The organism is Mesorhizobium sp. CA5, assembly GCF_020165105.1.
Taxonomy (GTDB): Bacteria; Pseudomonadota; Alphaproteobacteria; order Rhizobiales; family Rhizobiaceae; genus Mesorhizobium.
This window is the reverse complement of record NZ_JAIUHJ010000006.1, coordinates 183,593-207,246: the sequence shown is the minus strand read 5'-3', so window position 1 is coordinate 207,246 and position 23,654 is coordinate 183,593. Positions and strand designations below refer to the sequence as shown.

Sequence of the window (23,654 nt, the reverse complement as noted above, 5' to 3'; positions counted from 1 at the left end):
TAACCAAGGGGAACTGAAACTATGATCAACCGTCGCTCGACTCTGAAATCAATGGCGCTCGGCGCCGTCTCGACCCTGGCGCTTGCCGCTCTCGGCATTTCGTCCGCGCAGGCTGAAAACAAGGAACTGAAGATCGGCTTCGTCGGCGTTACCAGCGGCCCCGCTGCCGCCTGGGGCACGTCGAACGTGCGCTCGATGCAGACCCGCGCCGCCTGGATCAACGAGACAGGTGGCGTCAAGATCGGCAACGACACCTACAAGATCAATATCGTGACCTTCGACGACCAGAAGGATCCCAAGCGCGCCATCGCCGGCATGGAGAAGATGGCGCAGGAAGGCATCCACTATGTCGTCGGGCCGAATGTCGATGACGGCGCCGCCGCGGTGCGCCCCGTCGCCGAGGCCAACGGCATCATTTATTTTCCCTACGCTTTCCCCAAGGCGCTCTACCAGAAGCCGGCCTCCAATGCGGTGCTCGGGATGATCGCCAACTATCAGTCAGGCCCTGCGATCTACAAATATCTCAAGGAAAACAAAGGCGTGAAGAAGATCGCCTTTGTCGCGGCCAATGAATCCGACCCGCTCAGCCAGCGCGACAGCGGCGTCGAGGCGGCGAAGGCACTTGGACTGGAAGTCGTCGCCCAGAACGACACCTACCAGAATGACACCCGCGACTTCACGCCAGTGCTGACGCCGATCGTCGCCTTGAAGCCCGACCTGCTCGTCCTGTCCGGCGTGGCCCCGGCCAACGCGCCGCTGCTCATCCGCGCCGCCCGCGAGCTCGGCTATGAAGGCCTGATCTCGACGGAAACCGCGCAGGACGCCAAGGTCCTGGAAGAGGGCGCCGGCGAATACGCCAACGGCTTCATCTCCGTCGGCGGCGCCTCCACGCCGGAGATCGCCTCGGACGCGATGAAGGAATTCGTCGCCCGCTACACCAAGATGTTCGGCGAATACAACGACGAGTCAAACACCAAGGTCTATGCGCTCGAATACATCATCGAGACCTTGAAGGCCAATCCGGCGGCCATCAACAACGTCGAGGAATTCAAGAAGACCATGGACACTTTCTCGGCGCCCAATCCCTTCCTGAAGGGCGACGCGAAGCTCAGCTATGTCGGCATGACCTCCTTCGGCCAGAAGCGCCAGCTTTCGGTGCCGATGGTGGTCAACGAATATAAGGACGGCGCTTTCCAGACCTTGTTCGTCGGTTCCGTCGACTAGCGCCACCTTCGAGCGTCATTCCTCCAGCTTGCCGCGGGGTCCGATAGGCCGGACCCCGCGGAAGATCGAAGGTATCCATGGAACAGGTCATCGCCAACGGATTGTATCTCGGTGCCCAATACGCGCTGATCGCGCTGGGCTTGACCCTGATCTTCGCCCTGATGAACGTGCTCAATTTTGCTCACGGGCAGATGTATGTGCTGGGCGGGTTCATCACCTACACTGTCTACGGCCAGCTCGGCCTGCCTTTCGTGGTCGCGCTGCTCGCCTCTGGCGTCACGCTCGCCGTCATCGGCGCGCTGATGGAGAAATTCCTCTTCCGCACCGTCATCAGGCGAAGTCACCGCGAGGAGAGCACCATGCTGCTCGCTGCCGCGACGGCCTTTTTCTTCGACGCCGTCATCCTGCTTCTGTTCGGCGAAAAGCAGCGCGGCGTTCCCAAGATAGTCAAGGGCGTCTTCAACGATGCCGGCATCATCATGCCTTACGATCGTATGGTCGTCGGCGTGCTGGCGATCGTCTTCATCGCCGCCTTCGTGCTCTATATGCAGTACAGCCGGGTTGGGCGGGCCATGCGCGCGCTTGCCCAGGATCGCGTCGCGGCCCAGCTGATGGGCGTCCGCGTCGATCGCTATTCGATGATCGGCTTTGCCATGGGCGCCATGCTCGCGGGCGCCGTCGGCGGGCTGCTGGTCACCATCACCGGCGTCAACTCGGGCATTGGCGGGCCGATCTCGATCAAGGCCTTCCTGATGGTGATGATCGGCGGCGCCGGCGTCGTCGGCGGCGCGATCGCTGGCGGCTTCATCCTAGGCATGATGGAGTCGGTCGGGCTCACCGTGCTGCGCGAATATGGCGACGTGACCTACCTCGTCATATTCGCTGCCCTGATGGTGTTTCTGTCGGTCCGTCCCAACGGGCTGATGGGCAAGCCGTGGGGTTGATGGCGCCATGACCCGCAACCGCAACATGAAAATCGCATGGGTCGCGGCCTTCCTGGCGATCGTCTTCATCGCCGTGCCGGCCGCGATCTCGGCAAGCGGCCGTTTTGATATCTACTACACGCTGACCTCGGTGGCGCTGCTCAGCATCGCCAGCGCAGGTGTCTGGCTCACCTTCTATATCGGCCGCATCAACATCGGCCAGGGTGCCTATGCGCTGATGGGCGGCTACGTCTCGGCCATACTGGTGATGAACCATGGCTGGTCGTTCTGGCTGACGCTTCCTGTCGCAGGCCTGTTCTGCGCCGCTGCGAGCGTGCTGATCGGCCTGCCGATCCTGCGGCTGCGTGGCGTCTATTTCGCCATGGTCACGCTGGTGCTGACGGAGGTGGCGCGGCTGCTCGCGCTGGCGCTGCCGATCACCAACGGCGCCAAGGGCATCGTCAGCATCCCGCTGCCCGGCGCGCTGTCGGTCTTCGGCCTGACCATCATTCCGGATTTCGCCACGCTGCAGAATTCGCGGCTTGCCTTCTATCTTCTGGCGGTCACGCTAATGGTGATCTGCTTCGGGGTGATGTACCGCCTGGTCAATTCGCGCATCGGCAAGCTCTGCCAGTCGCTGCAGCAGAATGAGGAACTGGCCTCCTCGATCGGCGTCAACATCGCTTATCTGCGCATCATCGCCTACGCCGTGTCGTCCTTCTTCGGCGGCGTGGCCGGCGCCATCTTCGCCGCCATCTCGCAATCGATCTATCCGTCGAGCTTCACGGTCACCGATTCCGTCAACTTCATGCTGAACTGTTTCCTCGGCGGCCTCGGCTATGTGTTCGGGCCGATGCTCGGCACACTCGTGCTCTATTTCGGCTGGGACCTCCTGTTCCAGACCGGCCAATTCCAATTGCTCATCTATTCCGGCCTGATGATCGTCCTGATGCTGGTGCTGCCCAACGGCCTGCTCAGCCTCGCCGAAACGACCCGGAAGAAGGGTTGAGCCATGGCCGAAATGCTCGAAGTCTCAGGCATCACCAAGCGCTTCGGCGGTCTCGTCGCGGTCAACAACGTCTCCTTCTCGGTGCGCGAGAAGGAGATCCTGTCCGTCATTGGCCCCAACGGCGCCGGCAAGTCGACTTTGTTCAAGCTGATCTCGTCATTCCTCAAGCCCACGACGGGCGAGGTGCGCCTGAAGGGCGAACGCATCTCAGGCATGGCGCCGCATATCGCCGCGCGCAGGGGCGTGGTGCGCACCTTCCAGGAGACGACGATCTTCAAGAACATGAGCGTGCGCGACAACGTCATCATTGCCCATCATTTGCGCTCCAAGGCGAGCCTCTTCGGCTTCTTCCTCGGCACCGGTGCGGCGAAGGCGGACGAAGCGGCCTTCGGCGCCTCCGCCGACCAAATCCTGGCGCTGCTCGGCCTCTCCTCGCTCGCCAATGAGACCGCCCGCAACCTGCCGCACGGCCATTTGCGCGCGCTGGGTGTCGCCATCGGCCTTGCGACCAATCCTTCGATCCTGCTGCTCGACGAGCCCTTCGCCGGCATGAACCATGACGAGACGATGCGCATGGTGGCGATGGTGCGGCGCCTGCGCGATCTTGGCCTCACCATCCTGCTCGTCGAGCACGATATGCCGGCCGTGATGAAGATTTCCGACCGCATCGTGGTCCTCAATTTCGGGCAGAAGATCGCCGAGGGAACGCCGTCGGAAATCCAGGCCAACGAGAAGGTGATCGAAGCCTATCTGGGCAGCGAAGACGAGGCGATCGGCCTATGAACCAGATCCTGAACTTCGCCAATGTCGAGCTTTATTACGATCACGTGTATGCGCTGAAAGGCGTCTCGCTCGAGGTCAACGAGGGCGAGACCGTCGCGCTGATCGGCGCCAACGGCGCCGGCAAGTCGTCGATCCTTCGCGCCATCACCGGCTTGCGCAAGATCAGGTCAGGCGAGATCCATTATGGCGGCAAGCGCATCGACGCCGCCGCCCCCGACGAGATCGTCAAGATGGGCATTGCCATGGTGCCGGAAGGGCGCCGCGTCTTCCCCTTCATGTCGGTCAGGGACAACCTCCTGATGGGCGCCTTCACCCGCACCAGCAAATCCGAGATCGCCGCGTCGATGGAGATGGTGTTGGGGCGCTTTCCGCGGCTGAAGGAGCGCTTCTCGCAGGCCGCCGGCACGATGAGCGGCGGCGAACAGCAGATGCTGGTCATCGGTCGTGCGCTGATGGCGAAGCCGAAGCTCCTCCTGCTTGACGAGCCGTCGCTCGGCGTCGCGCCAAAACTCGTCCAGGACATCGCCCGCTCGATCGTCGCCATCAACCACGATGAGAAGGTCAGCGTTCTGCTGGTCGAGCAGAATTCGCGCATGGCGCTGCGTATCTCGCAACGCGCTTATGCGCTGACCACCGGCAGTGTCGCGCTGAGCGGCAACTCCACCGAATTGCTGACCGACGACCGGGTCAAGCGTCTTTATCTCGGTGGTGAGATCTGAGGCTGATTCAATGCGCATTCTCGTCATCAACCCCAACACGACCGCCTCGATGACCGCCAAGATCTGCGAGGCGGCGCAAAGCGTCGCCTCCGCGGGAACCGAAGTCATGGCGGTCAATCCGGCCGATGGTCCGCCAAGCATCGAAGGCTACTTCGACGAGGTCTTCGCCGTGCCGGGCATCATTGCCGAGATGAGCAAGGCGCCGGCGGCCGATGCCTATGTGATTGCCTGTTTCGACGACACCGGGCTCGACGCGGCGCGCTGTGCCAGCGGAGCCCCCGTCATCGGCATCGGCGAGGCGGCGTTCCATATGGCGAGCCTCATCGCGGGTAAGTTCAGCGTCGTCACCACGCTTGCTCGATCGGTGCCCGCAATCGAGCACAATCTGGCGAAATACGGTCTCGCCTCGCGCTGCGCCAAGGTGCGCTCGTCGGAAGTCGCCGTGCTCGAGCTCGAGCGTCCGGGCTCGAATGCAAGGCACAAGATATCGCAGGAGATCGCCCGCGCTATAGGCGAGGATCGCGCCGAAGCCATCGTGCTTGGCTGCGCCGGCATGGCCGACCTTGCCAACAGCCTGTCGGAGGAACATGGGGTCCCCGTGCTCGATGGCGTCGTCTGCGCCGTCACGCTAGCCGAGAGCCTGTGCAAGGTGGGATTGAGGACATCGAAGATCGGCGGCTATGCCGCGCCGCGCGGCAAGCGGTTCGCCGGCATGTTCGCACCGCTGTCGCCCACGGAGGTTGTCTAGGCGGCTTCATGCTGCCGGACGACCCGCCGGCGCCCGGGCAGGTGGGATTGACCGCCGCGCGAGCGGTACTAGATTGGACGGGCTGCCGGCGATTTGGGGGGCAGATCGGGCCATTTCGGGCCCGCGCATTGAAAGCATGTTGACGGTACTCAAGGAAGAAGATCGAGACGACAAGCCGGCTGCGCGCTGGTCGCCGATCTATTATGGGCTGAGGGACGCCATCGTCAGCCATCGTCTCGCGCCGGGCACCAAATTGCCGGAGGACGAGCTGGCCTCGATCTATTCGGTGAGCCGCACGGTGGTCCGGTCCGCGCTGCAGGCCCTTGCCCATGACCGGCTAGCACGGCTGGAGCCAAATCGCGGCGCCTTCGTCGCGCAGCCATCGAAGATCGAGGCGCGGGAAGTGTTCGAGGCGAGGGCGCTGATCGAACCCAAGGTGGCCGCGCTCGCCGCCAGGACGGCGGTGCCTTCCGATATCGTGCAATTGCGGTCACACCTGGAGAAGGAGCACGACGCGCTGCACGCCGGCCGCGACAGTGACGCCATCATGCTGTCGGCGCGCTTCCACGTCGGCATCGCCGAGATCGCCGCGCATTCGGTATTCACCAACTTCGTGCGCGATCTCGTTTCGCACTCCTCGCTGATCATCGCGCTCTACTGGAAGCGCCGCGACGCCACCTGCGAGAAGCACGCCCACCACGCGCTGGTCGACGCGATCGAGGCCGGCGACAGCGCCGACGCCGCCGCCTTGATGAACAGCCATTTGGTCGACCTGCTGTCGGGGCTGGATCTCACCGACAAGGTGGAGAAGTCCGACAGCCTGGCGGATCTGCTTCGAGCTTAGAGCGAACGGCGGTTCAGCCGGGTCGCTGAACCGCCGGAGGACCAGGCTAGGCTGCGGCGGCTTGCGAATAATCCATCCGCTCGAGGTCGGCGATGAGGCCGGGTCCGGTCGGCTGCCAGCCGAGATGCGCGCGCGTCCATTCGCTCGACGCCGGCATGTCGAGGCCGGCGAACATGGCAAGCCATCCGAAATGGTCCGCTGCCTCTTCCTGCGAGAGCGAGACCACCGGCACGTCGAGACCGGCGCCGATCACTTCCGCGATCTCGCGCACCGGGATGCCTTCCTCCGCGACGGCGTTGTAGCGAACGCCGGCTTCCTGCTTATCCAGCGCCAGACGGTATAGCTTCGCGACGTCCAGCACATGCGCCGCCGACCACCGGTTGCGGCCTTCGCCAAGATAGGCGGACACGCCCTTGGCGCGCGTCTGCGCGATCAGCGGTGTGATCAGGCCCTGCTTCACCGTGTCATGCACCTGCGGCAACCGCACCACCGACACCTTGACGCCCTTCTCGGCCATCGCCGCGCCGGTGAGCTCCGACAGGATACGCGGATTGGGATGGTCGGTATTGAATACATCTTCTCTCGCCGGCTGTCCGTGTTCGGCGGATCCCATGCCCACACCCGACGTGATGATAAACAACCGGTCCGAGCCGGCCAGCGCGCCGCCCAGCGCTTCGATGACGCGTTTGTCCTTTTCGCAATTCGCCGCGAAATTCGAGAAATTGTGGTCGAAGGCGGTGTGGATCACCGCATCCGATTTCGCCGCGCCATCGCGCAGGCTGTCGAGGTCTTCCAGGTCGCCGCGATGCGGCTCGGCGCCTGCGGCGACAAGCGACCGCGCGCCGGCATCGGAGCGGGTCAGGCCAAGCACCTTATGGCCGGCGGCAAGAAGTTCGGGCACAATCCTGGAACCGATGAAGCCGGTCGCGCCGGTAAGGAATACACGCATGGGAGGGTCTCCTGTGGTTGTTCGGAGGCCTTATTTGCGCTATAAATCATTCTGTTAAAGTAGTGACTTTATCATGGTATAATGGTCAACAGGATCGCGATGGCGCTCGAAACGACCAACAAGCTTGGCACCTTTTTGCGAGATCGCCGCATGCGCCTCGACCCCGCCGCCTTCGGCTTCGCCATGGGGCGCCGGCGCACACAAGGGTTGCGCCGCGAGGAGGTGGCGCAGCGCGCCAATATCAGCCCGACCTGGTACACCTGGCTGGAGCAGGGGCGGGGCGGCGCGCCGTCCGCCGACGTGCTGAACCGCATCGCGACCGGGCTGATGCTGACCGAGCCCGAACGCGAGCATTTGTTCATGCTGGGTCTCGGGCGGCCTCCGGAAGTTCGCTACAAGAGCGTGGACAGCGTAACGCCGCGCCTCCAGCGCGTCCTCGATGCCTTGGACCCCAGTCCGGCGATCATCAAGACCGCGACATGGGATGTGGTGGCCTGGAACCGTGCCGCGGCGGCAATGCTGACCGACTATTCCAAGCTGCCGCGCGAGCAACGCAACATCCTGCGCCTGATGTTCGGCAATCCGCGCGTGCGCCATGCGCAGGACGACTGGCAGAGTGTCGCGCGTTTCGTGGTCGGCTCCTTCAGGGCCGACGCCGTCCGCGCCGGCGCCGGCGCGGAGGTCGCGGAACTTGTCGAGGAGCTTTCCAGGGTGAGCCCCGAGTTCGCGGCACTGTGGCGCGACAATGACGTCGTTGCGGCGCATGGTGAGGGCGTGAAGCGTCTGCGGCATCCCGAGATCGGGCTGATCGAGCTGGAGTTCTCGGTCTTCGCGGTCGACGGCCGCCCGGAACTCGGCATGATCGTCTACAATCCGGTCACGCAGTCGGATGCGGAACGTATCCGATCACTGATCGCGGCTCGTTCCGCAGAATGATGGCCGCCATGTGCGGTGTTCCGCCAAGGTGCGGCGAAGCGGAAAACAGGTCACAAAGGCGACCCGGTTAGGATAATATCCACTGCCCGACTCCTTCGTGGAAGATGTCCTATGACCTTGAATGAGCTTAGTTGGTCGCCCTCTGAAAAGAAAGTTGCCCGCGCCGCATATGACAAGGCCCTTGAGAGGGCACTGGCCAGCATCATGACCGAATTCAAAAGACGGGCGAACGCCGCGACCACACCCTCCGAGATGTGGGAGGTCGAGGACTATCTGAAGGAGCAACGTCGCGATTTGGATCGGACGTTCGACTATCGCTATTCGCAACTGACCGTCGTTTTCGCAACTCTCATCCGGCAAGGATATCTGGACGAGGACTTACTCTCGGGTCTGTCGGAAGAAAAACGCGAGGAGATCCGCAGAATGCTTGCGTGGCACAAGGGATAAGGGTTTAGAAGCGTTACCTTCGCGCCCCCGCACGCCGGATCGCTTGCGGCGGTGGGCCGAAGCTCCTCATGAAAGCGCGGCGCATGCGGCCGGCATCGCCGAAGCCGCTCTGTTCGGACGAGCGGATTATTGCCTGACTTAACCGCCTTCACGGGCCTTCGAAGCGTCAGCTTTGCCGCCGCCTGCCTGATCGCTTCGGGGCGGCGTCAGCGCCGCCCGGCTGCCTGATGTGGTCGATGAAAGCGCGCAGCTTGGGCAACACTTGGTGCCTTTCCGGATAATAGAGAAAAACGCCCGGCGTGGTTACCTCGAAGCGGCCGAGCAGCGCCTGCAGTCGCCCGTCGGCGATCGGCGCTTCGGCGATCGGGCCCGGCACCTGCGCCAGCCCGACACCCTGGATCGCCGCGCCGAGCAGCGACGGATAGTCGTGCGCGATGAGCGGTCCCGACACGATTGCCTCGACGGACTTGTTGCCGTCGACAAAGGACCAGGGCGCGACCGAACCATTCGAGCGGCGCAGGCGCAGGCAGGCATGGTCGCGCAGGTCCTCGATGCGCTCGGGCGCAGCGCGCTGGCGCAAGTAGTCCGGACTGCCGACGACCGCCATCGGAAAGGAGGGCGTCAGACGGACCGCGACCATGTCGGGCGCGATCAAGTCGCCCATCCGGATGCCGGCGTCGAATCCCTCGGCGGCGAGATCGGCGAGCTCGCCGCTGGCGACGATCTCCAGCTCGATCTCGGGATAGGTCTGGCAGAAGGAGGCGACCATCGGCTCCAGCAGCATCGGCACCACGGCCGGCGGTACCGAGAGGCGCAAGAGCCCCGCCGGCCGCTGGCCCATCCCGCGCGCGATCTCGCTCGCCGCGATCAGTTCCTCGAAGGCGGGCCGTGCGCGGGCGAAGAAGCGCTCGCCGGCTTCGGTAAGGCCGACGCTGCGAGTCGTGCGGATGAACAGCGCGGTGCCGATGCGCGCCTCGAGCGTTCGTATCGCCTGGCTGATCGCTGACGGCGTGACGGCGAGCTCGGCGGCCGCCTTGCGGAAATTGCGATGCCTTGCGACGCTCAGGAATGCTTCGACGCCGTCGAGCGCGCCGTGCCTGACTGTGAAGTTCTGCTTCATGACCCATCGACATTATCGTGGATAGTGGTTCGCGGAAAGCGGCCGTATTTCTTCCATGACTTTGGAAGCCTGAAGGGAAGTGGCAATGACCGATGAACTCGATCGCGTGCGCGATCACTATCGCGGGACAGGCTTGACCGATCGATTGAAGAACGCACTGGCGGTGTTTGGGCCTGAGCAACAGCGGCTGAAGCCCGAACAACTGGCGACCCTCGACCAGTTCCATACCCGCGGGCTGGCCGCGACGGCGGAGCTCGCCAACCTTGCCGTCATCACCGCCGGCATGTTCGTGCTCGACGTCGGATCGGGCGTCGGCGGGCCGGCCAGGTTTCTTGCCGAGACCTATGGCTGCGCGGTGACCGGCGTCGATCTCAGCGAACCCTTCGTCGAAGCCGCGCGCTATCTGACCACGCGCACCGGCCAAGACGACAAAGTGTCGTTCGAAGCCGGCAGCGCGCTGGCGCTGCCTTTCGAAGACAGCCGTTTCGATGCCGCGCTCTTGCAGCATGTGGCGATGAACATCGCCGACCGGCCGTTGCTCTACCGCGAGATAAGGTGCGTGCTGAAACCGGGTGGAAAATTCGCGACCTTCGACGTCGTGCTGAATGGCGGCGATCCGCTCTATCCGGTGCCCTGGGCGAAGACGCCGCGCGAAAGCTTCCTGCTGACGGCCGAGGCGACCTGCGAGGCGATCGAAGCCGCCGGCTTCGGCACGCTCGTCCGCCGCGACGACACGGCTGCCGCCAAGGCCTGGTTCGCCGAGCTCCGTGCCTCCGGCCCGCCGCCGTCGCTCAATCTCGGCGTCGTCATGGGCCAGGGTTTCGCCGACTTCGCCACCAATCTCGGGCGCAATCTCATGGAGGGACGGCTGGGCATTCTGACGGCAGTGTTCGAGGCCGTTCCGGCCAAGGTTTGATCGGGGCGAAGATGTCACCTGCGATGATCTTCAACATCCATCTCGTGCTCGGCTACGTGCCGTGGCTGCTTTGCTTCGCCGCCTATATCTGGCCAAGGCTGAGGTCGGTGGAGCCGATAGAGGCGCAGCGCGCCATCGCAACGCTGCACAGCTTCCGCTTTTTCGGGCTCGTCTTCCTCATCCCGGGCGTCGTCGGCCCCGACCTTGCACCTGCCTTCGCAAGCTTCGCCGCCTATGGCGACTTCGCCACCGGCCTGCTCGCCACGATGGCGCTATTCACCGTCGCGAGGCCTGTGATCTTCTGGCCGCTGGTCGTGACCTTTAACCTCGTAGGCGTGGTGGACATCGTCGTCGACTACTATCACGGCGTCGCGCTCGACCTTCCGGGCCATGCCGGACAGTTGGGCGCGGCTTACGCGATCCCCATCCTCTACGTGCCGCTGCTGATGATCACGCATGTCGCGGCGTTTTACCTGCTGGCGCGTTCCACGCGCCGCCAGCTCACCGCGACTTAATAAACCGGTGTCGCCATATGTTTCGGTGCCGGCCATTCGTTGGTGATCTCGGGCTGCACTGGCCGCTCGAGATAAGTCGAGAGCACCACATAGCTGCGCGTCGAGGTGACGCCGGGCGTGTCGTAGAGACGGGCCAGCAGGCCCTCCAGCGCGCGCGTGTCCTCGGTGCGCACCTTGAGCAGCATGCAGGTGTCGCCGGCGACCGTGTGGATCTCCTCGACCTCCGGATATTTCGAGACCGCCATCAGCTCCGGCGTCTTGCCCCAGCCCCTTGTGTCGATATGCACGAAGGCAAGCAGCGGCTTCTTCACCGCCCTCGGATCGATGATCGCCGATGTGGCGCGGATGGCGCCGCTGCGCTTCAGCCGCTTGACCCGCTCATGCGCCGCCGGCGCCGACAGGCCGACGCGCTCACCGAGCTCGGCATAGCTGATGGTCGCGTCCTCGACCAGGACGCCTAATATCTTTCGGTCGATAGGGTCGACCTCCCGGGCCGGATGCTTGTTCCGCTGAATGTCATCTGTTTCTGCGTCCATATGGAAATTCTCCATTGATGCGGAATTTAATTCGGCCATTATGATGATATGTCGAACAGCAATCAATCAGCAATTATGACTGAGGCGCCGCGCGCGCCGATCCCGGCCGCCGCCTATCTGCTGACCGGCTGCATCGCCGTCATCGGCTCCAATTCCCTGGTTCTGGGACCGATCGCGCCCGCCGTCGCCGCATCGTTCGGCGCCAGCGTGCCGGGGGTGATGACGGCTGCCGCCGCCTTCGGCCTCGGCACGTCGGCCAGCGCGCTCTTCCTTGCCCGCTACATCGACCGGATCGGCGCGCGCCGCATGCTGCAGGGCGCATTGCTGCTACTGGCAATCGCGCTGGTCGCCAGCGCCCTAGCGCCGACAGTGGCGATGCTGGTGGCCGCCCAGCTCGTTGCCGGCATCGCCGCCGGTATTGCCATGCCGGCGATCTATGCCAGCTCGGCCGCGATCGCGCCGCCCGGCCGCGAGAGCGGCACCATCGGCGTCGTGCTGACCGGCTGGACGTTGTCGATGGTAGCCGGCGTCTCGCTGTCGGCCGTGATTGCCGATCTCATCCATTGGCGTGCCGTCTTCGCGGCCGTCGCAATGCTCGCAGGGGCGGCCGTGGCCGGTCTGGCGATGAGCTCGCTGCACGATACCAGGAAAAGCGGCCCCGCGCCGTCGCCGCTTGGCGCGCTCGCCGTTCCCGGCATCCTGCCGCTGCTCATTGCCTGCGGCGCCTTCATGACCGCCTTCTACGGCGTCTATGGCTATCTCGGCGATCATCTCCACGAAGCTCTCGGCGAGCCGGTCAGCGCCAATGGCCTGGCGGCCGTCGCCTATGGTCTCGGCTTCGGCGCGGCCGCCTTGCTCGACGGCGTTATCGATCGCCTAGGCGCCCGTCGCGTCATGCCCTTTGCCTATCTGCTGGTCGCCGCCGTCTATGTCGCGATTGCCCTGGCAAGCGGCGGCTTCGGCCTGCTGATCGCAACGATCGCGGCCTGGGGCCTTGCCAACCATTTCGGGCTGAACGTGCTGGTCATGCGCCTCACCGCGCTCGACCCGTCGCGGCGCGGCACCATCATGGGCTTGAACAGCGCGGTCACCTATCTCGCCGTCACCGTCGGCACGGCAGGCTTCGGCCCGCTCTACACCGGCCTCGGCTTCGCCAATTGCGCGCTGATCGCGGCGGCACTGATGCTGGTGGCGGCGGGCGCAGCGGCGTGGCGGTCAGTCGGTCCTCGGTAACAGGCCTCAGTCTTCGCTTGCGTCCGGAATACTGTTTCGCACTTTTCCTGGAATTGCTCTAAGGCTGGCTTGCGAACCGGAGTCGCAGCCGATGAAGACGAGTCTCGAGATCACCGCCGAGCCCTCGCCGCAGGACCTCGCTTTCCTGAGTGGAAGCCTTACCGCTTTCAACGATGCCGATGTCGGAGCGTCAGGCCGAAAGTCGCTCGCGGTTTTCGTGCGCGGGGAAACCGGCGCCCTCGTTGCCGGTATTTCCGGCTACACCGCCTGGGGCTGGCTCTACGTGCAGTGGCTGTGGGTCGACGAAAAACTGCGCGGAAAAGGCGTTGCCGCCAGCATGCTCGACGCGGCCGAACAGGAGGCTGCCGCGCGCGGCTGCCACGGCGCCTGGATCGACACTTTTAATCCGATCGCCGAGAAGGTTTACCGGCGCCAGGGCTATCAACCGTTCGGCACGCTGCCTGACTTCCCCACCAGCCGCAGCCGTATCTTCCTGCAGAAGAAACTGTCGTCCTGATCAGCCCGCCAGTTTTCCGCCGCGCATCGGCTTTGGCGCGCCGGTGGTGCTCGGAAAGCTGATCGGCAGGCCGCGCAGCACGCGCACGGCGAGGAAAGCGAAACATTCCGCCTCGACGGCGTCGCCCTTCCATCCGAGCGTCTCGGCCTGCACCACTTCGACGCCGGCGCGGCTTTCGAGCATTGCCATCATCGTCGGATTGTGACGGCCGCCGCCGCTGACCGCGAGCCGCTTCGGGCGACGCGGCAACAGGTCGAGCGCCTTGCCGACGGCCGAGACGGTGAAGGCGGTCAGCGTCGCAGCGCCGTCCTCGGCGTTCAGCCCTTCGGCCATCGCCGCGGTGAAGTCGAAGCGGTCGAGCGATTTCGGATAAGGCTTCGTCAGGTACGGATGCTGCAAGAGCCTGGCGAGCCGTTCCTCGTCGACCTTGCCTGCGGCGGCCAGCCTGCCGTCGCGGTCCATCTCGCCCAGGCCTTTCGACTTGATGAAATCGTTGACCGGCGCATTGGCCGGACCGGTGTCGAAGGCGACGATTGCGTCTTTGCCGTCCCACCATGTGATGTTGCCGACACCGCCGAGATTGAGCACCGCGGTGTCGCCGCTGGCGTCCGCCTCTTTAAGCAACGCGGCATGATAGGCGGCGGCCAAAGGCGCGCCTTGCCCGCCGGCCGCGACATCGGCCGAACGGAAATCATAGGCGACCTTGGTGCCGAGCAGCGAGGCCATCAGCTCGCCATCGCCGAGCTGGCGGGTGCGGCCGATGCGTCCCGGCTGCGGGGCGCGATGCAGCACGGTCTGGCCGTGGAAGCCGACGACGCCGATATCGGCCATGCTCATCCCCTGGCTCTCGACCAGATCTCTGACCGCCGCCGATTGCGCGCGCGTCAGCGCCTCCTCGGCTTCGCGAAAAATCGCCGGCTCCGGCCCTTCGAAATTCCAGGCGCGCGCCTGGCGCAGCGTTTCTTCCAGCAGGGCGCGGATCGATTGCGGATAGGGGGCCAGCGTGTAGGTGCCGGTGTCGGCGATGCGCTCGCCGTCCGTCTTGATCAGCGCCACGTCGATATTGCCATCGAGTACCGTGCCGGTCATCAGGCCGACAGCCCAGATTGGTTCCATGGTCGTTCCTCGAATCGCCCTTCATTCACGTGTCTGACGGATCGGCCCGGCAGGCAAGTGTCTCGCTACACCCGAGCAGGCCGGCGCGTAGACCGACGGCTTTTGCATCGAATGGTGAAAGCGGAGCAACGCCGTTCTTGCCTCTCGTCGAAGAAGGCGCGAGGCTGCGAACAAGACCATCGGCCGGGCGACTGCCCGGATAGATTATCGTAAGGAGGAACACCATGGCAGCCAATGTTGCAGTGATCGCGGGCGCCGGTTCCGGGTTAAGCGCCTCACTGGCGCGACTTCTCGCCAAGCAGGATTTCCGTGTCGTCCTTGCCGCCCGCAACGTCGACAAACTGGCCGCGCTGGTCAAGGAAACCGGCGCGCAGGCCCTCGAAACAGACGTATCGGACGCAGCCTCCGTGGAGCGCCTCTTCGAGACGGCCGACAAGGCAGGTCCCCTCGAAATTGCCGTCTTCAACGCCAGCGGCCGTACGCGCGGCCCAATCGCCGAGCTCGACGCGCAAGCGGTCAAGCAAGCCCTGCTCGTCGGCGCCTATGGCGGCTTCCTTGTCGGCCAGCAGGCGGCGCGCCGGCTTCTTGCACGTGGTTCCGGCTCGATCCTGTTCACCGGCGCCACGGCAAGCCTCAAGGGCTTCTCCGGCTCGGCCGGTTTCGCCATGCCGAAATTCGGCCTGCGCGGGCTGGCGCAATCGATGGTGCGCGAGCTTTCCCCGAAGAACATCCACGTCGCGCATTTCATCATCGACGGTCAGATCGAGCCGGCCGGGCAGGCGCCCGAGTCCGACCGGCCGGATCGTCGCCTCTCGCCCGATGCGATCGCCGAGACCTATCTCGCCGTCCATCGCCAGCATCGCAGCGCGTGGAGCTTCGAGGTCGAGCTGAGGCCCTGGGTCGAGACGTTCTGACGATCCCTCGCACGAACCGGGCAACAACACGCCCCGCCGCGGACTCGTTTATTTTAGAAAGTCTGCATGCCTCCTGAGGCCATTTCGGCCGTCTGCAATGTAAAAAAACGCAAAACAAAAGATACCTTTACTTAACTTCGGCGTGCATACTGCGCATCGGTCAGAATTGTTGTCCGGTTCTCCTGCACGATAGAGAAATGCGCATGCCGCTTACACGTCGCACGCTGTTTGCAGCCGGAGGCGGAGGGCTGCTGCTCGCGCAGGCGCAAGCCCTGGCCACGCCGGCCCAGGAGCAAGACGCTCCCAAGCGTATCGTCAGCGACAACAAGCTACGCATCGCCATGCCGGCCTTCGCTTCCGATCCTTTCTTCCCGGCCGACGGCTCTGGGGACAGCGGCATCGATATGGACTTGGCGCGTGGCATAGCCGCGGAACTCGGCGTCGAACCGGTGTTCGACCGATCAGCCGGGACCTTCGACGCTATGGTGCAGCAGCTGACGTCCGGCCAGGCGGACCTGGCGATCGGCAAGCTCAGCCGCACCCTCCGGCGCGGCCGCTCGATCCTTTATTCGCGGCCTTACGCCATGCTGCACCAGGGGCTGCTGGCGAACCGCGTCAACCTGGCGCGCATCACGCAGGGCAAGCCGGCTGAACAGATCATCCGTGATTTCTCCGGCGATCTCGGCGTGATCGAAGGCTCGTCCTTCGCCACCTACGCGGCCGCCACGTTTCCGCACGCCACGATCCAGCGCTTCGCCGGCTGGAACACGGTCATCGATGCGATCCGCAACGGCACGATCGACCTCGCCTATCGCGACGATTTCGAGATCAAGAAGCTGATGGTCGACGATCCGTCGATGACGGTGGTCGCACGCTCGATCACGCTGACCGACAAGGTCGACACGATCGCCGTCGGCATCAGTCCGGACAACCCGCATCTTGCGGCCTTCGTCGATCTCTATCTCGATCTCGCGCGAGGCCAGCAGGTCCTCAACACCGACGAGATCATCGCGCGTTATCGCCAGCGGAGCAAAGCCTGACAATGGCCGTCTCGGATGTAGCCGCAGCCATGCCTTTCGATTGGCGCCTGGCGGCAAAGCGCATCCTGCGCTCGCCGGCGACGACGATCATCATGATCCTGGCTGGGATCCTGTGCGGCCTCTATTACCCGGCCTTCGCCCATGCGATCAGCCCCATCGCGCAGGTCTACCTGAATTTCCTCAAGATGGTCGTCCTGCCCTACCTGGTCTCGTCGGTGATCTTCTCCATCACCGCGATGGTCCAGGACCCGAAATCGGTCCGCTATCTCGGCAAGGTCGGCATAGCGGTACTGGTCGTGTCGTTCCTTGCCGTGCTGGTCAGCGGCACATATTCGCTGATCCTCAAGCCCGGCCAGATCGAGAACCCGCAGTCGCGTATCGAGCTCGGCGAGTTCATCAATTCGCAAGGCAGCGTCTCCACCGATCTCGCATTCCCCTTCCAGCCGCCGCCGTCGACCGGGGATCCGAACAGCGGACATTCGATCTTCCTGGATCTGGTGCCGAACAACGTCTTCAACGCGCTGGCCTCGGGCCAGACCATCCAGGTCCTGTTGTTCTGCCTGCTTTTCGGGCTCGCGATGGGCAAGATTCCCCAGCCCTCGTCGCTCAGCCTCTCACAGGCGCTCAACGCGGTGTACAAGGCCTGCACGGTGCTGACCAACTGGTTCGTCTGGGGATTGCCCTTCGCGACCTTCATCCTGATCGCCGACCAGACCGCGTCGACCGGCATCAAGCCGCTGATGCTGATGGGTGGCTACCTGCTGGTGATGGGCCTTTCCTGCGTGACATTCCTCGCCGGCGCGTTTGCCGTCATCGCCATACGCTCGCGGCGAAGCTACTGGGCCACGATCAAGACCCTTCAGCCGCTTCTGATGGTGGCCATCACAACGCGCTCCACGGTCGCCTCGCTGCCCTGGGTCATCAACCTTTTGACAGAGCGCCTGAGGTTCAATCTGGTGGTCGTCGAGCTGCTCGTGCCCCTGCAGGCTGCGCTTCTGCGGACCGGCCCGGCGCTGGTCTACACCTCGGGCGTCCTGTTCATCGCCCAGCTCTACGGCCATCCCCTGGCGATCCCGGACCTCTTGCTTGTCGGTGTCGTCTCCGCGCTTCTGGCGTTGACGACAGGCGGCATGGGCAGCCTGCTCATCCTGTCGCAGATGTCCATTGTCTGTGGCTATCTGAAGCTTCCCTTCGAGGCGGCGTTCGTCCTGTTCGTCGCGGTGGACGCGGCCGTGGACACGCTGATGACGCTGTCCAGCGTCTCCACCGTGGCCGCAAGCACGGCAATGATCGCGCCCAGCCACCGGGAAGCGGCGCAGGCTGCTGAAACCGTCGCGCAAGAGCTCGAAGCCGAGCCCGCCCGATGATCGACGACGGCATCCGTCCGCAACTCGGCATCATCGGCGGTCTCGGGCCGCTCGCATCGGCCGACTTCTACTTCAAGCTGACGCGGATGACCGGGGCGCTGCGCGACAACGAGCATGTGCCTTCCGTCATCCTCAGCGTGCCGCAACTGCCTGACAGGACCGAAGCGATCCTAGCTGGCCATGATGGCCCGCTGGCGCCGCTGCAAGCTGCGGTCTCGACGCTCAACGCGCTCGGCGTTGCCTGCATCGCCATGCCCTGCAACACCGCCCATCATTGGTACGACAGGCTGGCGGCGAACTCGCGCGCCGAGATCATCCACATCGGCGACGCGGTAGTGGCGGAGATCCGCCGGAGCCTGGACCGGGGCAGAGTTGCGAACCTCGCAACCCGGGGCACGCTTGCCTCCGGCTTTTATCAGGACAGGATTTCGCCGGCGGGGTTCGAGGTCTGCGTTCCGGCAGACGCGGAATTCCAGGAACGCGTCGACAGCGCGATCAATCTCGTAAAGGCAGGCTCGATTGCGGAAGCCGCGGCTGAGACCGAGCGCGCTCTCGATCTCGCGCAAATGGCCGGCGCCGATGCGGCACTTCTCGGCTGCACCGAACTGTCCGTGGTGGCCGCCAGCCTCAACGATCCGGCCGGACTAGTGGTCGTCGACAGCAATGCGGCCCTGGCGCGGGCCTGCCTGACCCGATTGGGCTTTGCCACGCAGGAAGCGCGCGGTCTGCCGACCGTCTCGTCGCTGCCGGGAGGCGACCGATTGCCCTTGCGTCTTGCCCGGCGCGCTTCATAGGCGCTGCCCGCCTTTGCCATATCGAACATCCGCTCCCGGGTGTGCTCCAAGTCATCAAATCTTTGAGAGAATATTTCCCGCACTCCGCTTCAGAGGAAATGCGCTTCTTTGCCCGATGAGGCAGCATTGATGATCCTGAGAACAAGGCTTCGCATTCCGCCGGGCCGAACTGATTTTAGGATTGCAAGGAACGCATCATGTCAGACGCTTCAAATTCTCTCGTTACGTCAGTCACCAGGCGCGCCGGACTTGGCGTGCTTCTCGCCACGACATTGGCCGTCATCAGTCTTGGTGCGCCGTCGCCATCCTTCGGCGAGGACAAGAAGTCGATCAAGGTCGGCATCATCAGCGGTGAGGATGAGGATGTCTGGCGCGTCGTCACGGCCGAGGCGGCCAAGAAAGGGCTGACCATCGAGACCGTCGTCTTCAACGATTACACCCAGCCCAACGAGGCGCTGGAGCGCGGCGAGATCGACGCCAATGCCTTCCAGCACAAGCCCTACCTCGACAACCAGATCAAGACGCAGGGCTACCACATCGTGCCGGTCGGCTATACCGGTGTCTGGCCGATCGGCCTTTATTCGAAGAAGCATGCCAAGGTCGCCGATTTGCCCGAAGGCGCGGTGATCGGCCTGCCGAATGATCCCTCCAACGAAGGGCGCGCACTGCATGTCCTGGAGCATGAAGGCCTGATCAAGCTCAAGGACGGCACGGGCATCCTGGCAACGACCGCCGACATTGCCGACAACCCGAAGAAGCTCGAGATCAAGGAACTCGACGCCGGCATCGTCGGCCGCTCGGTGGACGATCTCGACGCCGCCGTCGTCAACACCGACTGGGCGCTGAAGAGCGGCCTCGGCCCGGAAAACCGCATCGCGCAGGAGCCGGTGGCAGACAATCCCTATCGCAACTTCATCGCTGTCAAGGCGGGCAACGAGAACGAGCCATGGGTGAAGACGCTGGTCGCTTCCTACCAGAACGAAACGGTGAAGGCCGAATTCGACAAGGTCTACAAAGGCACCGGGATCAGCGCCTATTGATCGGCGCCTGGCTGCCAGAAATAGGCGGCCCGCTGCTGAGCGGGCCGCCGTCGCGTTTGCGCGGCACAGAAACGGACATGGAAATGAACCAGCATGTCACGGCCGAACGGGCCGATCCGATCCACATCCAGCCGACCGGGCGGGAAGACGTTGTCCGCCTCGTCGGCCTGAAGCGCCGCTTCGGCGCGACGCCGGCGCTCGACGGTGTGTCGCTGACCGTTCAGAAGGGCGAGATCCTCGGGATCATCGGCCGCAGCGGTGCCGGCAAGTCGACGCTGATCCGCTGTCTGAACGGGCTGGAGCGGCCCGATTCCGGCGAGGTCTTCATCGAGGGCCGCGAAATCGGCCGCCTGAGCGAACGCGAGTTGCAGCCGCTGCGCCGCCGCATCGGCATGGTTTTCCAGCACTTCAACCTTCTGTCGGCCAAGACCGTCGAGGAGAATGTCGCGCTGCCACTCAAGATCGAGGGCCGCCCGCGCGCCGAGCGCTTGGCGCGCGCGGCCGAGCTGCTGCAAGTGGTCGGCCTCTCGGAGAAGGCGAAGGCCTATCCGGCCTCGCTGTCGGGCGGTCAGAAGCAGCGTGTCGGCATCGCCAGGGCGCTCGCCGCGCGGCCGGCGCTGCTCTTGTCGGACGAGGCGACCTCGGCGCTCGATCCGGAGACGACGCGCTCGATCCTGGCGCTTATCAAGGACATCAATTCCAGGCTCGGTCTCACAATCCTGCTCATCACCCACGAGATGGAGGTGATCCGTTCCATCGCCGACCGCGTGGCGGTGATCGATGCCGGCCGGATCGTCGAGGAAGGGGCCGTCTGGCAGGTCTTCGCCAATCCGGAATCGGAGATCACCCGCAGCCTGCTCGGCAGCATCCGGCCGCAATTGCCGCCCGAGATCGCCAGCCGATTGATTCCGGGCGAAGGCGCGGAAACGATTCTCCGGATCGATGTGGCCGGCGAGGCAGCGCGCGGTGCTTTGCTTTCCGATCTTGCCGCAGCGGTGCCAGGCCAATTCCGCCTGGTGCAGGGCGGCGTCGATCATGTCCAAGGTCAGCCTGTCGGCACGCTGTTCCTGGCCGTTGCCGGCGCTGAAGCCGCGCATCTTGCGCGGGTGACGACATTCCTGAAGGACCGCGGCGCGCGGGTGGAGGTGCTTGGCCATGTCGCCGGTCCTGTTTGAACTCCTGCTTCGCTCGATCTGGGAAACGGTGCTGATGACCGGCGCGTCCGGTATCATATCGCTCGTCTTCGGCCTGCCGCTCGGCCTTGCCTTGGTCGCCACCGATCGCGGCGGCATCGCCGAGAGCCTTTGGGTCAACCGTACTCTCGGCGCCGTCATCAACGGCTTCCGGTCGGTTCCTTTCATCATTTTGCTGGTGGCGCTGATCCCGGTGACGCGGCTGATCGTCGGCACCTCAATCGGCACCTGGGCGGCGATCGTGCCGTTGTCGATCGCCGCCACGCCCTACTACGCCCGCATCGCCGAAGTGTCGCTGCGCGAGGTCGACCACGGCCTTATCGAGGCGGCGCGCGCCATGGGCGGCAATCGCTGGACGATCATCCGCGAGGTGCTGGTGCCGGAGGCGCTGCCGGGCATCGTCGCCGGCTTTACCGTGACGCTGGTGACGCTGGTCGGCGCCTCGGCCATGGCCGGCGCCATCGGTGCCGGCGGTCTCGGCGACCTGGCCATCCGCTACGGCTACCAACGCTTCGAGACCAGCGTCATGGTCGCCGTGGTCGTCGTTCTCATCGTCCTGGTCTGCGGCATCCAGTGGATCGGCGACCGGCTCGTCGCGCGGCTGGATCATCGCTGACCGGGCGAGCAAGGGCGCCGGCGCGAACGCAATTTGCCGCAAAAGACGGGAATTGAGCGCCGGCTTGCTCCGTTTGCAACGAGATTGAGCGGCGCGTTTCTTCACCCGCAATGGCGCGCATGTCATCGTGCGACGGGGTCGCTAGAGCAATTCCAGGAAAAGTGCGTAGCGGTTTTCCGTTCGGAATTGCGCCGAAACTAAAGAGAGCAATTCCAGGAACGGTGCGCAGCGGTTTTCCGTCCCGGGATTGCGAAAAAAAAGTTACCGCCAAGAGGAGCCTGTCCATGGCCAGAATAATCCCGGTGCTCGATCTCGACCGCCTGGAGCAGGGCGCATCGGAACTGCGGACATTTCTGTTCGATCTGCGTACCGCCGCGCGCGATGTCGGCTTCTTCTATCTGAGCGGCCACGGCATCACCCAGCCGGAGATCGATGCAGTGCTGGGCGCCGCGCGCCGCTTCTTCGCCTTGCCGGAGGCCGACAAGCTCGACATCGAAATGGTCAAGTCGCCGCAGTTTCGCGGCTATACGCGCGCCGGCGGCGAGCTGACCAAAGGCAAGGCCGACTGGCGTGAGCAGCTCGACATCGGCGTCGAGCGCACGACGATTGCGCAAGGGCCGGGCGTGCCGGCCTGGACGCGGCTGCAGGGTCCGAACCAGTGGCCTGCCGCGCTTCCCGATCTGAGGCCCGCGCTGCTTGCCTGGCAGGCCAAGGCGACCGATGTGGCGATCCGGCTGCTGAAAGCCTTCGCGCTGTCGCTCGACCAGCCGGAGGACGCTTTCGATCCGATCTATCGCGATGAGCCGAACCATCGCATGAAGATCGTGCGCTATCCCGGCCGCAATGCCACCGGCGACGACCAAGGCGTCGGCGCGCATAAGGATGGCGGCTTCCTCACCCTTCTGCTGCAGGACGAGAACAAGGGCCTGCAGGTCGAATATGACGGCAGCTGGGTCGATGTCGACCCGATCCCGCGAACACTCGTCGTCAACATCGGCGAGCTGCTTGAACTCGCCTCGAATGGCTATCTCAGGGCAACCGTGCATCGCGTCGTCACGCCGCCGGCCGGCGTGGAACGGATTTCGGTGCCGTTCTTCTTCAGCGCCCGGCTTGACGCCACCATCCCGCTGCTCGATCTGCCCGAGGAACTGGCGGCCGAAGCGCGCGGCCCGGCCAGTGATCCCGACAATCCGCTCTTCCGCAACGTCGGAACCAATGTGCTGAAAAGCCGCCTGCGGTCGCATCCCGACGTGGCGCGGCGTCACTATGCCGATCTTCTGGAAAAAGCAGCGGCCATCGGCTGACGATTTCGTTGGATTTGAGCGAGATTTTTTCGCGTTTCCCGTCTTTTTTGGAATTCCGTTCGTGGAAAATATGCCGCTTCAGGCCCACATAGGAACCATCGCTCGGTGTTTTCCTCCCATTGCGCCGGGCGATGTTCCCCTCTGAAGGTTATGACCTTCATACTTTGGCCGGGCCGCTTTCGCGCCCGGCCTTTTTCTTATCTGCGTCGGGAATCCGCCGATCAGACCGGCGAAGCGCTCGGCCTGCATTTGGATGTCGATCCCTTCATCGGCTCCGGTCCCGGTCGGCCGCCGCCGGCTCGAATATTTCGCGCTCGAGCCTCAAGCGCGTTTTCCTCGCTATTCCATCCTGACATGAATGCGCGAACCGTTGTGTTACGGTGTTGATGATGTTCACGGCATCCGCTCGGGGCTGCCGTGAAGTGAAGAGGAGAGTTCGCCACGTCCAGGATCAGCCGCCGCGCCTTGCTTTTTCATTCCGGCTGCGCGGTCGCCTCGACCGTCGCAGCAAACGGTCACAGCACGAAGGCGCCGAGGCGTGACCGGCAACCATCCAATGACCTGTTCGCCCTGATTGAGGCGCACAAGGCAGCGTACGCAGCGTTCGGCAAGGCCGTCCACAAAAAGGGCAGCCATAGCCGTGACCACATCGAGGCCGGCCGAGAGGAGGAGAGGGCGCTGCTGGCCATCTGCGCCTATCGGGCGGTCAAGCAAGGCGACCGCCTGGCCAAGGCCAGATATCTTTTGGAGGTCGAGGCGCGCGGCGAGCTCGACCTGCCAGAACACATGCAGGCCCTTCTGCGCTCTACGGTGTGAAAGGCATGAGACTTCCAGCGCATAGACCGTCGAAC

The 23,654-nt window shown here is 64.3% G+C and carries 26 protein-coding genes; 22 read left to right on the top strand and 4 right to left on the bottom strand.

The window, feature by feature from the left end; translation table 11 throughout:
- Positions 1-21 precede the first annotated feature (21 nt).
- From LB529_RS10505 to LB529_RS10475, 7 genes are all read left to right on the top strand, one after another.
- On the top strand, positions 22-1,224 hold the full coding sequence (locus LB529_RS10505; protein WP_095768827.1) for an ABC transporter substrate-binding protein: 1,203 nt from the start codon (positions 22-24) through the stop codon (positions 1,222-1,224).
- 77 nt (positions 1,225-1,301) lie between these two features.
- Positions 1,302-2,168, top strand: a complete 867-nt coding sequence (locus LB529_RS10500) for a branched-chain amino acid ABC transporter permease (protein ID WP_224711032.1) — start codon at positions 1,302-1,304, stop codon at positions 2,166-2,168.
- 7 nt (positions 2,169-2,175) lie between these two features.
- On the top strand, positions 2,176-3,156 hold the full coding sequence (locus tag LB529_RS10495) for a branched-chain amino acid ABC transporter permease (RefSeq protein WP_224711031.1): 981 nt from the start codon (positions 2,176-2,178) through the stop codon (positions 3,154-3,156).
- Between the two features lie 3 nt (positions 3,157-3,159).
- Positions 3,160-3,939 carry an ABC transporter ATP-binding protein gene (locus LB529_RS10490; protein WP_224711030.1) on the top strand — a complete coding sequence of 260 codons (780 nt, stop codon included), beginning with the start codon at positions 3,160-3,162 and terminating at the stop codon, positions 3,937-3,939.
- Complete coding sequence (locus LB529_RS10485; protein WP_224711029.1) at positions 3,936-4,658, top strand: ABC transporter ATP-binding protein; 723 nt, start codon at positions 3,936-3,938, stop codon at positions 4,656-4,658. Before LB529_RS10490 ends, LB529_RS10485 begins: the two co-directional genes overlap by 4 nt.
- Before the next feature lie 10 nt (positions 4,659-4,668).
- Positions 4,669-5,406 (top strand): aspartate/glutamate racemase family protein, encoded by a 738-nt coding sequence (locus tag LB529_RS10480; protein WP_224711028.1) that lies wholly within the window; start codon positions 4,669-4,671, stop codon positions 5,404-5,406.
- A 136-nt stretch (positions 5,407-5,542) separates the two neighbouring features.
- Positions 5,543-6,250 carry a GntR family transcriptional regulator gene (locus LB529_RS10475; protein WP_224629425.1) on the top strand — a complete coding sequence of 236 codons (708 nt, stop codon included), beginning with the start codon at positions 5,543-5,545 and terminating at the stop codon, positions 6,248-6,250.
- Between the two features lie 46 nt (positions 6,251-6,296).
- On the opposite strand, the gene LB529_RS10470 is transcribed toward LB529_RS10475, so the two are convergent.
- Positions 6,297-7,199, bottom strand: a complete 903-nt coding sequence (locus tag LB529_RS10470) for an SDR family oxidoreductase (RefSeq protein ID WP_224711027.1) — start codon at positions 7,197-7,199, stop codon at positions 6,297-6,299.
- An 81-nt stretch (positions 7,200-7,280) separates the two neighbouring features.
- Here LB529_RS10470 and LB529_RS10465 point away from each other — a divergent pair, with 81 nt between their 5' ends.
- Both LB529_RS10465 and LB529_RS10460 read left to right on the top strand, forming a co-directional pair.
- Positions 7,281-8,135, top strand: a complete 855-nt coding sequence (locus LB529_RS10465) for a helix-turn-helix transcriptional regulator (RefSeq protein WP_224711026.1) — start codon at positions 7,281-7,283, stop codon at positions 8,133-8,135.
- Positions 8,136-8,246: 111 nt separating this feature from the next.
- Positions 8,247-8,582: a hypothetical protein gene (locus LB529_RS10460; RefSeq protein WP_224711025.1), complete on the top strand. Its 336-nt coding sequence runs from the start codon at positions 8,247-8,249 to the stop codon at positions 8,580-8,582.
- Between the two features lie 166 nt (positions 8,583-8,748).
- Here the strand turns inward: LB529_RS10460 and LB529_RS10450 are convergent, their stop codons facing one another.
- Complete coding sequence (locus tag LB529_RS10450) at positions 8,749-9,702, bottom strand: LysR family transcriptional regulator (protein WP_224711024.1); 954 nt, start codon at positions 9,700-9,702, stop codon at positions 8,749-8,751.
- Between the two features lie 85 nt (positions 9,703-9,787).
- Here LB529_RS10450 and LB529_RS10445 point away from each other — a divergent pair, with 85 nt between their 5' ends.
- Together LB529_RS10445 and LB529_RS10440 are read left to right on the top strand one after the other, a co-directional pair.
- Positions 9,788-10,618 carry a class I SAM-dependent methyltransferase gene (locus LB529_RS10445; RefSeq protein ID WP_224711023.1) on the top strand — a complete coding sequence of 277 codons (831 nt, stop codon included), beginning with the start codon at positions 9,788-9,790 and terminating at the stop codon, positions 10,616-10,618.
- Positions 10,619-10,629: 11 nt separating this feature from the next.
- Positions 10,630-11,133, top strand: coding sequence for a hypothetical protein (locus LB529_RS10440; protein WP_224711022.1), 504 nt, complete (start codon positions 10,630-10,632; stop codon positions 11,131-11,133).
- Here LB529_RS10440 and LB529_RS10435 read toward each other — a convergent pair.
- Positions 11,130-11,669: an Lrp/AsnC family transcriptional regulator gene (locus LB529_RS10435; RefSeq protein WP_224638504.1), complete on the bottom strand. Its 540-nt coding sequence runs from the start codon at positions 11,667-11,669 to the stop codon at positions 11,130-11,132. The genes LB529_RS10440 and LB529_RS10435 overlap by 4 nt on opposite strands.
- Positions 11,670-11,717: 48 nt before the next feature.
- Between LB529_RS10435 and LB529_RS10430 the strand changes: the two genes are divergently transcribed.
- The gene (locus LB529_RS10430; RefSeq protein ID WP_224711021.1) at positions 11,718-12,902 is read left to right on the top strand and encodes an MFS transporter; all 1,185 of its coding nucleotides are present in this window, start codon (positions 11,718-11,720) and stop codon (positions 12,900-12,902) included.
- Between the two features lie 91 nt (positions 12,903-12,993).
- Complete coding sequence (locus LB529_RS10425; RefSeq protein WP_224711020.1) at positions 12,994-13,419, top strand: GNAT family N-acetyltransferase; 426 nt, start codon at positions 12,994-12,996, stop codon at positions 13,417-13,419.
- On the opposite strand, the gene LB529_RS10420 is transcribed toward LB529_RS10425, so the two are convergent.
- Positions 13,420-14,535 carry an anhydro-N-acetylmuramic acid kinase gene (locus LB529_RS10420; protein ID WP_140844311.1) on the bottom strand — a complete coding sequence of 372 codons (1,116 nt, stop codon included), beginning with the start codon at positions 14,533-14,535 and terminating at the stop codon, positions 13,420-13,422. It lies immediately after the preceding gene.
- Positions 14,536-14,759: 224 nt separating this feature from the next.
- On the opposite strand from LB529_RS10420, the gene LB529_RS10415 reads away from it, so the two are divergent.
- The 9 genes from LB529_RS10415 (at position 14,760) to LB529_RS10375 (ending at position 23,619) form a co-directional block, all read left to right on the top strand.
- The gene (locus LB529_RS10415) at positions 14,760-15,449 is read left to right on the top strand and encodes an SDR family NAD(P)-dependent oxidoreductase (RefSeq protein ID WP_224711019.1); all 690 of its coding nucleotides are present in this window, start codon (positions 14,760-14,762) and stop codon (positions 15,447-15,449) included.
- Positions 15,450-15,652: 203 nt separating this feature from the next.
- Positions 15,653-16,489 carry a substrate-binding periplasmic protein gene (locus tag LB529_RS10410; RefSeq protein WP_224711018.1) on the top strand — a complete coding sequence of 279 codons (837 nt, stop codon included), beginning with the start codon at positions 15,653-15,655 and terminating at the stop codon, positions 16,487-16,489.
- A gap of 2 nt (positions 16,490-16,491) precedes the next feature.
- Positions 16,492-17,856 carry a dicarboxylate/amino acid:cation symporter gene (locus LB529_RS10405; RefSeq protein ID WP_095768812.1) on the top strand — a complete coding sequence of 455 codons (1,365 nt, stop codon included), beginning with the start codon at positions 16,492-16,494 and terminating at the stop codon, positions 17,854-17,856.
- Complete coding sequence (locus LB529_RS10400) at positions 17,853-18,650, top strand: aspartate/glutamate racemase family protein (RefSeq protein WP_224711017.1); 798 nt, start codon at positions 17,853-17,855, stop codon at positions 18,648-18,650. The genes LB529_RS10405 and LB529_RS10400 overlap by 4 nt, the downstream gene beginning before the upstream one ends.
- Positions 18,651-18,847: 197 nt before the next feature.
- Positions 18,848-19,690 (top strand): MetQ/NlpA family ABC transporter substrate-binding protein, encoded by an 843-nt coding sequence (locus LB529_RS10395; RefSeq protein ID WP_224711016.1) that lies wholly within the window; start codon positions 18,848-18,850, stop codon positions 19,688-19,690.
- Positions 19,691-19,773: 83 nt separating this feature from the next.
- The gene (locus LB529_RS10390; protein ID WP_224711015.1) at positions 19,774-20,865 is read left to right on the top strand and encodes a methionine ABC transporter ATP-binding protein; all 1,092 of its coding nucleotides are present in this window, start codon (positions 19,774-19,776) and stop codon (positions 20,863-20,865) included.
- Positions 20,846-21,499 carry a methionine ABC transporter permease gene (locus tag LB529_RS10385; protein WP_140844297.1) on the top strand — a complete coding sequence of 218 codons (654 nt, stop codon included), beginning with the start codon at positions 20,846-20,848 and terminating at the stop codon, positions 21,497-21,499. The genes LB529_RS10390 and LB529_RS10385 overlap by 20 nt, the downstream gene beginning before the upstream one ends.
- 284 nt (positions 21,500-21,783) lie before the next feature.
- Positions 21,784-22,803: an isopenicillin N synthase family dioxygenase gene (locus tag LB529_RS10380; protein ID WP_224707298.1), complete on the top strand. Its 1,020-nt coding sequence runs from the start codon at positions 21,784-21,786 to the stop codon at positions 22,801-22,803.
- A gap of 465 nt (positions 22,804-23,268) precedes the next feature.
- On the top strand, positions 23,269-23,619 hold the full coding sequence (locus LB529_RS10375) for a hypothetical protein (RefSeq protein ID WP_224711014.1): 351 nt from the start codon (positions 23,269-23,271) through the stop codon (positions 23,617-23,619).
- Positions 23,620-23,654 lie beyond the last annotated feature (35 nt).

What these genes read in the sequence shown, in the direction of transcription:
- LB529_RS10500 (WP_224711032.1), top strand. Translation starts at nt 1,302, where the DNA reads ATGGAACAGGTCATCGCCAACGGATTGTATCTCGGTGCCCAATACGCG.
- LB529_RS10490 (WP_224711030.1), top strand. Translation starts at nt 3,160, where the DNA reads ATGGCCGAAATGCTCGAAGTCTCAGGCATCACCAAGCGCTTCGGCGGT.
- LB529_RS10450 (WP_224711024.1), bottom strand. Translation starts at nt 9,702, where the DNA reads ATGAAGCAGAACTTCACAGTCAGGCACGGCGCGCTCGACGGCGTCGAA.
- LB529_RS10405 (WP_095768812.1), top strand. Translation starts at nt 16,492, where the DNA reads ATGGCCGTCTCGGATGTAGCCGCAGCCATGCCTTTCGATTGGCGCCTG.
- LB529_RS10445 (WP_224711023.1), top strand. Translation starts at nt 9,788, where the DNA reads ATGACCGATGAACTCGATCGCGTGCGCGATCACTATCGCGGGACAGGC.
- LB529_RS10385 (WP_140844297.1), top strand. Translation starts at nt 20,846, where the DNA reads ATGTCGCCGGTCCTGTTTGAACTCCTGCTTCGCTCGATCTGGGAAACG.
- LB529_RS10395 (WP_224711016.1), top strand. Translation starts at nt 18,848, where the DNA reads ATGTCAGACGCTTCAAATTCTCTCGTTACGTCAGTCACCAGGCGCGCC.
- LB529_RS10470 (WP_224711027.1), bottom strand. Translation starts at nt 7,199, where the DNA reads ATGCGTGTATTCCTTACCGGCGCGACCGGCTTCATCGGTTCCAGGATT.
- LB529_RS10410 (WP_224711018.1), top strand. Translation starts at nt 15,653, where the DNA reads ATGCCGCTTACACGTCGCACGCTGTTTGCAGCCGGAGGCGGAGGGCTG.
- LB529_RS10380 (WP_224707298.1), top strand. Translation starts at nt 21,784, where the DNA reads ATGGCCAGAATAATCCCGGTGCTCGATCTCGACCGCCTGGAGCAGGGC.
- LB529_RS10480 (WP_224711028.1), top strand. Translation starts at nt 4,669, where the DNA reads ATGCGCATTCTCGTCATCAACCCCAACACGACCGCCTCGATGACCGCC.
- LB529_RS10425 (WP_224711020.1), top strand. Translation starts at nt 12,994, where the DNA reads ATGAAGACGAGTCTCGAGATCACCGCCGAGCCCTCGCCGCAGGACCTC.
- LB529_RS10430 (WP_224711021.1), top strand. Translation starts at nt 11,718, where the DNA reads ATGTCGAACAGCAATCAATCAGCAATTATGACTGAGGCGCCGCGCGCG.
- LB529_RS10485 (WP_224711029.1), top strand. Translation starts at nt 3,936, where the DNA reads ATGAACCAGATCCTGAACTTCGCCAATGTCGAGCTTTATTACGATCAC.
- LB529_RS10415 (WP_224711019.1), top strand. Translation starts at nt 14,760, where the DNA reads ATGGCAGCCAATGTTGCAGTGATCGCGGGCGCCGGTTCCGGGTTAAGC.
- LB529_RS10400 (WP_224711017.1), top strand. Translation starts at nt 17,853, where the DNA reads ATGATCGACGACGGCATCCGTCCGCAACTCGGCATCATCGGCGGTCTC.
- LB529_RS10475 (WP_224629425.1), top strand. Translation starts at nt 5,543, where the DNA reads ATGTTGACGGTACTCAAGGAAGAAGATCGAGACGACAAGCCGGCTGCG.
- LB529_RS10465 (WP_224711026.1), top strand. Translation starts at nt 7,281, where the DNA reads ATGGTCAACAGGATCGCGATGGCGCTCGAAACGACCAACAAGCTTGGC.
- LB529_RS10440 (WP_224711022.1), top strand. Translation starts at nt 10,630, where the DNA reads ATGTCACCTGCGATGATCTTCAACATCCATCTCGTGCTCGGCTACGTG.
- LB529_RS10460 (WP_224711025.1), top strand. Translation starts at nt 8,247, where the DNA reads ATGACCTTGAATGAGCTTAGTTGGTCGCCCTCTGAAAAGAAAGTTGCC.
- LB529_RS10390 (WP_224711015.1), top strand. Translation starts at nt 19,774, where the DNA reads ATGAACCAGCATGTCACGGCCGAACGGGCCGATCCGATCCACATCCAG.
- LB529_RS10435 (WP_224638504.1), bottom strand. Translation starts at nt 11,669, where the DNA reads ATGGACGCAGAAACAGATGACATTCAGCGGAACAAGCATCCGGCCCGG.
- LB529_RS10420 (WP_140844311.1), bottom strand. Translation starts at nt 14,535, where the DNA reads ATGGAACCAATCTGGGCTGTCGGCCTGATGACCGGCACGGTACTCGAT.
- LB529_RS10495 (WP_224711031.1), top strand. Translation starts at nt 2,176, where the DNA reads ATGACCCGCAACCGCAACATGAAAATCGCATGGGTCGCGGCCTTCCTG.
- LB529_RS10505 (WP_095768827.1), top strand. Translation starts at nt 22, where the DNA reads ATGATCAACCGTCGCTCGACTCTGAAATCAATGGCGCTCGGCGCCGTC.